General features: G+C 60.2%; 8 protein-coding genes. All 8 read right to left on the reverse strand.

Features of this window, described 5'->3' with window-relative positions; all coding sequences use genetic code 11:
* On the reverse strand, positions 1-1,350 hold the full coding sequence (gene miaB / locus Q362_RS0115615) for a tRNA (N6-isopentenyl adenosine(37)-C2)-methylthiotransferase MiaB (RefSeq protein ID WP_028319431.1): 1,350 nt from the start codon (positions 1,348-1,350) through the stop codon (positions 1-3).
* Positions 1,347-1,604 (reverse strand): DUF4911 domain-containing protein, encoded by a 258-nt coding sequence (locus Q362_RS0115620; RefSeq protein ID WP_028319432.1) that lies wholly within the window; start codon positions 1,602-1,604, stop codon positions 1,347-1,349. The genes miaB and Q362_RS0115620 overlap by 4 nt, the downstream gene beginning before the upstream one ends.
* A 14-nt stretch (positions 1,605-1,618) precedes the next feature.
* Entirely contained in the window at positions 1,619-3,061 is a 1,443-nt protein-coding gene (gene purB / locus Q362_RS0115625; protein ID WP_028319433.1) for an adenylosuccinate lyase, read from the reverse strand.
* Positions 3,062-3,312: 251 nt separating this feature from the next.
* Positions 3,313-6,048 carry an autotransporter family protein gene (locus Q362_RS21125; protein WP_051554397.1) on the reverse strand — a complete coding sequence of 912 codons (2,736 nt, stop codon included), beginning with the start codon at positions 6,046-6,048 and terminating at the stop codon, positions 3,313-3,315.
* Positions 6,049-6,398: 350 nt separating this feature from the next.
* Positions 6,399-6,521: an invasion associated locus B family protein gene (locus tag Q362_RS24325; RefSeq protein WP_245590250.1), complete on the reverse strand. Its 123-nt coding sequence runs from the start codon at positions 6,519-6,521 to the stop codon at positions 6,399-6,401.
* A 19-nt stretch (positions 6,522-6,540) separates the two neighbouring features.
* On the reverse strand, positions 6,541-6,945 hold the full coding sequence (locus Q362_RS21130; protein ID WP_211248516.1) for an invasion associated locus B family protein: 405 nt from the start codon (positions 6,943-6,945) through the stop codon (positions 6,541-6,543).
* A gap of 30 nt (positions 6,946-6,975) precedes the next feature.
* On the reverse strand, positions 6,976-10,482 hold the full coding sequence (locus Q362_RS21135) for an autotransporter outer membrane beta-barrel domain-containing protein (protein WP_342670244.1): 3,507 nt from the start codon (positions 10,480-10,482) through the stop codon (positions 6,976-6,978).
* A 36-nt stretch (positions 10,483-10,518) separates the two neighbouring features.
* Positions 10,519-10,845 (reverse strand): transposase (locus Q362_RS21140; RefSeq protein ID WP_035217037.1); only part of this gene is annotated, 327 nt, incomplete at its 5' end.

Here is a 10,845-nt window from a genome sequence, read left to right on the forward strand (position 1 = left end):
TCAATTCTCGATTTGGCCCTTCAAGGAATGCTTGCCGGCATGGCTGATGCACACCAGGGCGAGTTCGCCGGGCCGTAGGTTCACCGTGGCCTCGGGGCAATGCACGATATGGTTGCTCGGCGTGCGACCCTTGAGGCCGGCACTGCTCGTCGCCTCAACCATTATTTCAACTGTTTCTCCTATGTATTCGCAGTTTCGTTCAAAACATATCTGATCCTGCCGTTCCTGAAACAGGGCGAGCCGTCTGCTTTTCTCCTCTTCCGGAACCTTGTCGCCGAACTCGGCCGAGCGGGTGTGGGGCCGGTCCGAATACTTGAAAGAAAAGGAGCCGTGGTAGCGCACACGGTTCAGCAGGTCCATGGTCGCCTGAAAATCGGCTTCGGTCTCGCCGGGAAAACCGACGATGATGTCGGTGGCCAGCGCGATGTCGGACCGGTAGCGCCTGAGCCGCTCCACCTTGTCCAGATAGTCCTGGGCGGTGTATTTCCGGTTCATCCGCCGCAGCACCGCATTGGAACCTGACTGGACCGGCAGGTGAAAATGGGGACAGAGGTTGTCGATCTCGGCGAAACAACGCATCAGTTCCTCGGTGAGATCCTTGGGATGGGAGGTGGTGAAGCGCAGCCGCTGCACGCCCTCGATTGCGGCCACTGCCCGCAGCAGGCGCGGAAAATCGATCTGTTCCTCGGCAACGCGGTTGGTGGTGCCGTAGGAATTGACGTTCTGGCCCAAAAGGGTGATTTCCCGCACGCCCTGGTCGACCAGAATGGCCACCTCTTCGAGGATGTCGGCCATGGGCCGGCTGATCTCACGCCCCCTGGTGCCGGGCACCACGCAGTAGCTGCAGAAATTGTCGCAGCCCTGCATGATGGTGACAAAGCGTTTGAATCCCTGAGGGGAAGGGGAAGGGGAGACGCCGGCCAGGAGCTTCTGAAAGGGCGGGATGGTGAAGGAAGCCTCCATGTTGGTGGCGATCTCCTTGCTGGTCACCCCCTGGTGCAGCCGGTCCAGCATCTCCGGCAAGCGGTAGATCTGCTGCGTGCCCACGATCAGGTCGACATGGGGCATCCGCTCGCGGATCTGCTCGCCCTCCTGCTGGGCGACGCAGCCGGTCACCCCGAGGAGCAGATGCGGATTTCTCAGTTTTTCCGGCCGTAGCGAGCCCAGCAGAGAAAAGACCTTCTGTTCGGCCTTTTCCCTGATGCTGCACGTGTTGATCAGGATGACATCCGCCCCCTCGGGCTCGGCCGTGGGCACGTACCCTTCCTGGGCCAGCAGCTGCTCGATGATCTCCGAGTCCCGCTCGTTCATCTGGCAGCCAAAGGTTTTGATGTACAGACTTTTGCTCATGAAATTGCGATCGGCTCCCTGCATGGGGAGAAAAACGGGCTCAGTTGCTCGGCCAGGGCCGCAAGCAGTCGCATGGTCGCCGCCATGTGGCAGTCAAGCGTCTGGATGCGCACCAGGCCCCGGTCGGCCGAAAGGGTGGAGAGGGTGGCCAGCCCGTCGTATCCTTCGAGGATGAAGCGGAGCCAGCTGATCTTTTCCGGCCGGATCAGCAGGAACCATTCAACGACAACGGGCAGGGGCGGAGTTGCGGCCATAACGAAAAAAACGGTTACACGCTTAAGGAAGCGTCGATATCTTCAATGCTATCCTTGTATTTCTCCAGAACCGGTTCCACGTGTTCGCGGAGAAATTCGGTGGTCTGCATGGATGCGCGGCCGGTGAACTGCTGATAGTTGCCGACCAGGCTATCGAGTTCGGCCCGGTCAAAGGGGACGCGCTCGTCCGCGGCCAGCAGCTCCAGCAGATTGTTCGATTCGCCCCTGTTTTTGACGGCCAGCCCGGCGGCCACGGAATGCTCGCGAATCACCTCATGCATCTCCTGCCGACTTTTGCCGCGTTCGACGCAGGCCATCAGGATTTTTTCCGTGGCCATGAAGGGCAACTCTTCACGCAAATGCCTTTCTATTTGTTTCGGATAGACGACCATATCGTTGGTGATATTGATGTAAAGCTTTAGAATGGCGTCGGTGAGGAGAAAGGCCTGGGCCAGGTCCATGCGCCGGATGGCGGAGTCGTCCAGGGTGCGTTCAAACCACTGGTTGGCCGCCGTGGCGGCAAAATTGGCCGGCAGCCCCATGAGTTTGCGGGCCAGGCCGGTCATGCGCTCGGACCGCATCGGATTGCGCTTGTACGCCATGGCCGAACTGCCGACCTGCTTGCTTTCAAAAGGCTCTTCCTGAACCTTGAGATTGGACAGCAGGCGCAGGTCCACGGCGAACTTGTGCACCGAGGCACCGATACCGGCCAGGGTTTCCGCGGTTTTCATGTCCAGCTTGCGGGGATAGGTCTGGCCGGTCACCGGGAAGGCCTCGTCGAAACCGATTTTTTGGGAGACGCGGCGATCCAGTTCGCGCACCTTTTCGTGGTCGCCATTGAACAGCTCGATAAAGGTGGCCTGGGTACCGACCGTTCCCTTGGCGCCCCGCGCCCTGATCTGGGTCTCCAACTGCTCGATATAGCTGAGGTCCATCAGGACATCCTGAATATACAACGTGTTGCGCTTGCCGACCGTAGTCGGTTGCGCCGGCTGGTAATGGGTGTAGCCCAGGGTCGCCAGATCCTTGTGCGCGGCGCAAAAAGCGGCGAGATTGGCAATAACTTTCAATAATGCTTTTTTGATCAGGCGCAAGGCCCGTTTCTGGATGAGCAGGTCGGTGTTGCAGACCACGAACTGCGAGGTTGCGCCGAGATGGATGATCGGCTCGGCCAGCGGACACTGCTGGCCGTAGGCATAGACATGCGCCATGACGTCGTGCCGGATCTCGCGTTCCTTGGCGGCCGCCACCTCAAAGTTGATGTTGTCGACGTTGGCTTTGAGTTCGGCGACCATCTCGGCGGTGACCGCGGCAAGCCCGAGTTCGTGCTGCGCTTCGGCCAGGGCGACCCAGCATTTGCGCCAGTGGGTGAATTTGTAGCGCTCGGAAAACAGTTCCTGCATCGCCCGGCTGGTGTAACGGGAAACCAGCGGCTCCTGGTAAATATCACGATTCATAAACGCTCACTTTGGTTGAACTGGAAGAAAAGAAGAGGTCTTTCATTTAGCCTGTTTCAGGCATCAGTTCAATGCATTGCTGGGAAAATCGCGGACGGCTTCTGCGCGTCGCCTTCCTTGCGTCGCCTTGTCTGTCTGATCGGGCTCTTGCAGAGCGCAGACGACACCATCTGGAGGATAATTCAAAGTTTGAATGTAATTACAAAGCGTAAGCCATCGCTCTTTATGGATAACTCCTTCATGTGTCGAAGCTACCATTTGATGAGCAAGCCGATATTGCCGCCTAAACTTCGGTTGTCATCACCATCCACACTCGTTGCATAATGCAAGGCTGCATAGGCACTGACATTTGCCGAGAGCCGTGTGGAGACGCCTGCACCGACTTCGAGCGAGGTACTTTCCATCTGCGTCTCCAGCGACCCGTCATTGAACTTGCTGGTATAGCTCGACGAGAAATTATGCCAGAGGTTGATGTCGACGAACGGCTGCACTGGCACTTCGTTCATGGTTGTATCGGACTCCAGGCGCAAGCCCAGTCGTCCCATCCAGGTATCGGCAGCTCCGTAGGCTATGCTGGCAAACCGATCATGCGTATCGTCGAGATCGACACGCTGCCATACAAGTTGTGCCTGAGGTTCAAGCGTCCAGCTTCCGCTGAGCGCAAAGGGGTAACCGGTTTCGAGAGACAACAGAACCGAGTTGCCGGAAATATCTGCGCCAGCACCGTAGCTGGAGTCTGCCTCACCGTCGAACCAGTTGAGCATTCCTACGGTGTCAATATACCAACCGGTAGAGCCGACATGCGTCCAGTAGGCGCCGATACCGTCTCCGTCCAGCTTGAGATCGCCAGCGTTGAGATGATTTCCGGCGAGTATGTTCCCGGTTATGTCGCCGCGGGCTTCCATGTGGGTGTAGAACAGGCCGAGACGTTCCTGGCTACCGTCGCCGTTCTCCCTGCCTAGGAGGTCAAATCCCGTTTGCAGGCCCCAGATGTGTCCGTCGAACTCCGGCGCCAACTGAAAACCGTGGCCGACAATGCTCGAAGACCGCTCCTGGTCGGCTGACTGGCCGAAGCCCCGTCCCCAGGCTCCGGGCACAACTCCATAGCTGTTCAACAAAGACTGATCGCCTTGCCGCGCATGGAACTTATCGAGGGCGGCGATACCCATCCGGTGGGCGATAGCCGGCGCGATCGTGTAGCCCGGGATTTCCGGCCGGACCAGTGGCGTCTCGGTGGGTGGCGCCGTAGGTTCCGGTGCTGGAGGTTCCGTCGGAGCAGGTGGTAATGGCTCTGGCGACGGTGCTGGCGTCACAGGCGGGAGCGGCGATGGTGGTACGGGAATGGGCAGGATCGTAGGTGGAGCGATCGTGGACGGCGGTGGTGCCGGTGCCAACGGCGGTGGTGGCGCCGGTAACGTCACAGCCGGCTGTGGATCGGGCGCCGGTATAGGTGGAGGCGGTGGAGTCGGCGGAATGACCGGCACTGTCGGCATTATACCGGTAAGTACGCTTGAGCGGAGATACCAGTCGTTATCCCCCGCGTCGGCACCAACGCCGCCCCGAAAGAGCGCGTATTCGTATATGCCGGCAGCAACGCGTGAACTCAGCGAAAAAGAACCCACATCGGTGGTGGCGCCGCCCGCCAGGTCTGCATCAACAACCCTGATGCCATTCCCCGTCGTCATGGCACCGGGACCATTGATGTTGGTTACATTGATCAGGGTACTGCCTGCTGCGCGCGCACCATTGCCCCGGATGACCAACTGGTCCGAAGGCGAACTGTCGTCCCCCAGATACGTTTGCAGGTTCAGGTTCCCATTCACGCCGATATAGTTGCCGACGACCGTGAAGCGGTCGGTCATCGTCTGCTGGCTGTTGGTGAGGTCGATAATGCCGGCATTGTAGACATTGACGAGCTGACCGGAGACGGCCGGCGCAACCGTGTGCGTACCGTTGCCGGCAGACACGGCACTCGTCGAGTCGATTGAGAGGGTGCCGGTCCCGGTTCCGGAATCCCCCATCGTCAGCGTGCTGTAGTTTGAGAAGATCATCTGCGAATTATCGCTGAGTTCGATCAACTCCCAGTTGACGAAGCGATAGACGTCGTCACCGATGGTATGGTGCCAGACCATGGTGTCGTTCCCCGTACCGCCGCTGATCCGCTCCCCGGTGAGAAGATTGGACTGGGTGAGGCTGTAGAAATCGGCACGATCGTCGCCCGCGCCCAGATCGACGCCGGCTGTAATGGTGCCGCCCGCCCAGTAGAACCGGTCTGCTCCGTCGCCGGCCTGAAGATCCGACGACAGGGTGCCGTTGAGCACTGCCGCCCAGTCGTCGCCGCTACCGAGATTGACCGGGCTCGATACCAGGCCATTTTCTATGTAAAGAATGTCGTTGCCAGCGCCCAGATCGACGTTGCCGAGCAGGGTGCCGGGGCCGGTGCGGCCAAGGTTGACATACCAGTCATCGCCGTCTCCCAGCGACACTGAGCCGTTGATCTGACCTTCGTTATTGACCTGATCCTTGGAAGTGCCAGTGGCGGTAATACCGTTAATGATACCGGTGGGTCGGTTCTGGATGGTGTTCGTGCTGTCGGACGTGAAGTGCATGCCGCCGTTGAACGTCCCCGAGTTGTCGATGACATTGCGTGGAGCGATAAGCTCGACCGAATTGAACTGCCCGCCCGCCCGGTTGATGACATTGTTCCGGTCTGTGGCCGTGAGCTGCAGGCTCGTGTTGAATGTGCCGCTGTTGTCGACGGTGTTATTCGCGCCCGCCATCGTCACGCCAGCGACTGAGCGCCCCGGATTGACGAGCAGTGCATTTGTGCCGCTACTGGTTGCATTGATGTTGGTCGACCCAAAAATTCCGTTCTGGACGAAGGTGAAATTTCCGCCGCCAGTGATGTTGATATCGCCGTTGATATTGCCGTTGTTGGTGACGAAGGAATCCGGAATGCCTGTGATCGTGATGCCACTAGTGAACATGTCAAACACGTCCACAGTGACAGATGGCCCCGGAGGCGGGGGGATGGAAAGTGCGCTCGAACTGCCGGTGCAGGTTACCGTGTTGCCATTGATGGTACAGCTCGCCAGTACGAGGGATCTGCTCAGACAAAGAAGTGCCGCCGATGCGATTGATTGAAGCAGCAAATGGAGCAGGACCCGGCGGCTTCGTTGTGCGGATTGCACGAAACCGTGCATGATGGGAACCGCCATTGATGGAACACTTTCAGACCGGAGACGTTCACGTACCGGTGCACAGTCCTGTCTTTTCCCATTGGAACATGGCCGACGTCTCATTACGAACCTCCTTGTCCATTAAGAATGTATCGGAGCTATTTGGCAAGGGAGGCGGTGCGGTCGAAGGCGCCGCCGAATCCCTTGAGAGATATGGAGAAGATCGTTTCCTTGCCGCCATCCGCCTTGGCCTGGATCTTGAGCGCGGTACCGCTACGCATCGACGCCAGCATCTTGGCGTCAATGTTGGTGGTGATGACGCAACCCGCCGGCAAGACAGGTGCGGAACGGCATCTGCTGTTTCTGCGCGGTCTCATCGACCTGCATGGTTGCCCCGGCGGCGAGATCGAGGCCGAAAGGCAAAAACAGGGTGGCGGTACTGGTCGGAGTAGCGGGGAGCAGCTCCATGGCGATGATGCGCTGACCCGATTTGCCGTCGTGCTGTTCTTGCGACAGGGTGCAGATCTTGCGTGCCGCTTCGCCCTGGCCCGCCACGATGCAGTTGACCACCCAATCGCCATGGACCTCGCGCAGCGAAGTGGCGCCGCCGGGCAGGGCGGGTTCCTGTGCGGACGCAGTCGCACTCCACAGGCCGACGACGGCGGCGAACAGGGCGAAAGAACGGTGGAATATCCTGGTAGTCATGCACATTTTTCCTGGAGATTGTCTCATTGTCTAGAATTTGATTTTGAGTCCGAGTTGCCCGCCGAAGGCGTGGTCGTCGCCATCGAACCGGTTTTGGAAGAGGAGATTGCCGTACAGGGAGATATTGTCCGTGATTTCGGCATCGATGCCGGTATCGATCACATATCCGGCGCCTTGCGTATCCGTCTGGAAGGGGATGTAGCCGTCCGCAGACGAAAACCGTGTTTCAGGCCGTCCCAGGAATTCGTTGACCAAGCTCGCCCTGACCCAGACGGTGGCGGCTTTGCGCTGTTTGTCCGCAGAAGGCGCGGCCGGGGCCGGTTTCCAGCTCCGCGACAGGCGCACGCCCAACCGGCCCACCAGGCTGTCGACGTCGCTGAAACGGACCACCGAACCGACATCACGGGTATCGTCCAGATCGATGGTCTGGTAAGTCACCTGCGCCTGCGGTTCCACAACGACGGTATTGGCACAATGGAACGGATAGCCGGCTTCCAGGGAGGCACCCAGGCCGAAGCCGTCGGTGGTCATCTCCGGCAAGCGGCCCTCTGTCTTGATGTCGTACCAGGTGCCTTGGACAACGGTGTCTACATACCAGCCGCTCGCGCCGAAATGGGTCCAATAGCCGCCGATGGTCCAGCCGTCCAGCTTGTCGGTGCCGGCAGGGGTGCGGTCGAAATGATCGACATCGGCTTCGCTGTGGCCGTAGGCGAGATAGAGGCCGGTGCTGTCGAAGCTGCCGTCGGCGTGTTCGTTACGGACGAGATCCGTGCCGACCTGCACGGCATTGAAGGTGTAATCGTAGTCCGGCCCCGCGTCGTCGTAGATGCCGTGCGTGTCGCCGTCCCTGGAACCGTTCAGGCGGACGATCCGGCCCCAGGCCAGATGGGCGGGATCGTTCGTTTCCCGGTTTGAGCCGGTCCCCTGGAACGACCTGAGTCCGCCCATGCGCTGATCCAGGGTGTCCAGCAGCACATTGTCGTAGGCGAGCGCCAAGGACGGGATGGCGGTGTAAAGCGAGGTCTCGGGCCGGTAGTGGGGTGGTGGCGTTGGCCCCGGAGGATTCTGGCATTCCGGCAGGGTCGGCGCCAGAGAGCAGTCCAGCACCGAACGCAGGAACCAGTTGTCCGGAGATCCGCCCGAGCTGCCGCCGCGGTACAGGGAATATTCGTACGGTCCGGCCACCACCGGTCCGGCCAGGGCAAAGGCGGTGGTCGTGGTGGTGGCGCCGTTGATGGCCTCCACCAGCAGGATACCGTCGCCGGTGGTGCGGGCCCCCGGTCCACCGATGTTGTTGACCAGAACGCCGGTATCGTCGCCCACGCCGCCGTCGATCACCAGCCTGTCAGAGGGAGAGGTGTCGCTGCCGAGATAGGTGTTGAACACCATCGTGCCGCCGAAACCGGTGTAGTCGCCGCGCACGGTGAGCACCGTGCCGGGCGCGCCGTTCAACAGCACCGTGCCGGCATTGGTCAGCTCCGGAATAGTCTGATCGAAGCCGTCCAGATCCAGGGTGGCACCCGGAGCGACGGTCACCTCGGAATTGGGACTGAAGGTGTTGGTCGCGCCCGCCTGGAGGGTGCCGGCAGACACCGTGGTGGGGCCCTCGTAGGTGTTGGTCGCGGTCAGCACCGTGGTGCCGCTGCCGATCTGCTCGACCGCGCCGGTGCCGAAAATGGCGCTGCCGAACACAAATTCGTCGGAACGGTTGAAGGCCAGGATGCTGTTGTTCCAGACCCTGCTGGCGAGATTGCCGGAACTGCCGCCGTCGCCCAGCTGCAAAGTCCCCTGGGAAATCGTGGTCAACCCGGTGTAGATGTTCTCGCCGGTCAGGATCAGGGTGCCGTCCCCGGTTTTGGTCAGGGGACCATCGCCTGAAATCACGCCGCTGTTGGTGAAGCTGGTGCCGGCCACGGTCTCGAAGATGCCGCCCACGCCGTCGAGCAGGGTGTCGCGCGCACTAACCATGGTGGCGGTGGTGCGCAAGGTGCCGTTGTTCATGCTGAGCATGGTGCCGGCCAGACCCAGGTTGGTGTCGCGGGAAATTTCCAGCACCCCGCCGGTGATGGCGGTGCCGCCGGTGTAGGTGTTGTCGCCGGTCAGCACCAGGGTGCCGATGTCGGTTTTGGTGAGCGTGATATCACCCCTCAGTATGGAACGGATGATCGCGGTATAGCCGCTGCCCAGGCTGCTGCCGTCGCCGACCCGGATGATGGAGCGGCCCGGTGTCGCTGCGGAAGTCACCAGGGTGATCGGATCGCCCTGGATGACATAGCCGTTGCTGGCGAACTGCATGCCCGCAGCGCGTACCTCGCCGGCTATACCCTCGTCCACGATGACCGTACCGGGCGTGGCCGAGAAAATGGCGAAGGCCTCGCTGGCCCAGGGGGCGTTGGGAACGCCGAACTGATCGGTCCAATTTTTGTTGTCAAAGGTACCCTGGGTGGCATGCCAGACGCCATTGCCGCCATTGACGCCATTGTTGTTATGAAGGTTCGCATCGCCGCCGTCCCAAAAATTGAGTTCGAGCCCGGCCGTATAGGCCAGGTTGACCTGATTGGCTATTGAAGTCTGGACGAAATAGTCAGCGGCATTGGTGCCGGCAGGAATGGCGCCGATGGCCAGGGTATTGTTGGTCAAGCCGCCGTCATAGCTGATGACGCGATAGATGCCCACATCAAAACTGCCGCCCTCGCTGAGGCTGACATTGATGGTACCGGCCAGGGTCAGGTCGCCGTGCACCACGGTAAGATCGTTCAGCGGCCCGCCCGGCACATTGGCCTCGCCGAAGCTGTAATCCAGCACAGCGCCGTTTTGAAGCGTCAGGTCCTGGTTGATGGTCAGGGTGCCGGGAAAGTCGCCCACATCGCCGGGTGACAGTGTGCCGCCGCTTGCCACGGTGACGCTGCCGCCAATGATGCCGGTATTGACGCCATCTCCAGCGCCGCCAAGCGTGGCGCCGCTGTTAACTGTGGTCAGGCCGGTGGCCAAGGTGTTGTTGCCGTTCACATAAAGCCTTCCCGCTTTGACATCGGTGGGGCCGCTGTAGCTGTTGACGCCGAACAGCACGGTCTCGCCCGTCCCGTTCTGTTCCACGCCGCCCGTCCCGGAGATACTGCCGATGATCGGCAGCAGGTCGCTGCGGTCGAAGACCAGAGTGCCCTCATTGACGATGTCGCCAAATACGTTGCCGCCGGTGCCGCCGTCGCCCAGCTGCAGAGCGCCCTGGTCGATGAAGGTGCCGCCGCTGTAGGTGTTGTTGGCAGTGAGGATGGTGGTGCCGGTGCCGATCTGGCGCAGCGCACCGGTGCCGGTGATCTGGCCGGGCAGTATTACCGTGTCGCTGTGATCAATGGCCAGAATGGCATTGTTGACCACATCGCTGACGATGCTGCCGGTGGTTATGCCGCTGTCGCTGCTATCGCCCAGTTGCAGCACGCCGGAGGAGATGGTGGTGCGGCCGGTGTAGGTGCTGTCGCCGGTGAGGATGGTCGTGCCCGTGCCGATCTGGTTGACCTGGCCGTCGCCACTAATGATGCCGGCAAAGGTGGAGGTGTCCGAGCGGTTAAGTGATTATCCATAAATAACCATGACCTTGTTCAGGACAATCATGGCGGCTGCCAATGTGTTGAGTGCAATGTACGAGAGATCTGTCTTCTCGTATCGTGGTATCAATTTGCGAAACCGGTTGAACCATGAATGTGCTAACTCAACGACCCAGCGCCGTGCCTTGAACGAAGGATCTCTTTCGATCAATTTTTTCTCTTCGCCTCGTGGGCGGATGTGGGGGATGAAGCCATTGGAGAGTACAGTATCCTCCTTGCCCACATATGCTGCATCAAGGCAGAGATTTTGCGGAGTATCCTTTTCTTTTGGCGCCACCACTCTGTTTTTCAGCAA

The organism is Desulfobulbus elongatus DSM 2908 (assembly GCF_000621145.1).
In the GTDB taxonomy this organism is placed as follows: Bacteria; Desulfobacterota; Desulfobulbia; order Desulfobulbales; family Desulfobulbaceae; genus Desulfobulbus; species Desulfobulbus elongatus.

Excerpts from the sequence above, each read along its gene's own strand:
- miaB (WP_028319431.1), bottom strand. The coding sequence starts at position 1,350 with ATGAGCAAAAGTCTGTACATCAAAACCTTTGGCTGCCAGATGAACGAG.
- Q362_RS0115620 (WP_028319432.1), bottom strand. The coding sequence starts at position 1,604 with ATGGCCGCAACTCCGCCCCTGCCCGTTGTCGTTGAATGGTTCCTGCTG.
- purB (WP_028319433.1), bottom strand. The coding sequence starts at position 3,061 with ATGAATCGTGATATTTACCAGGAGCCGCTGGTTTCCCGTTACACCAGC.
- Q362_RS21125 (WP_051554397.1), bottom strand. The coding sequence starts at position 6,048 with ATGTTCACTAGTGGCATCACGATCACAGGCATTCCGGATTCCTTCGTC.
- Q362_RS24325 (WP_245590250.1), bottom strand. The coding sequence starts at position 6,521 with ATGCGTAGCGGTACCGCGCTCAAGATCCAGGCCAAGGCGGATGGCGGC.
- Q362_RS21130 (WP_211248516.1), bottom strand. The coding sequence starts at position 6,945 with ATGACTACCAGGATATTCCACCGTTCTTTCGCCCTGTTCGCCGCCGTC.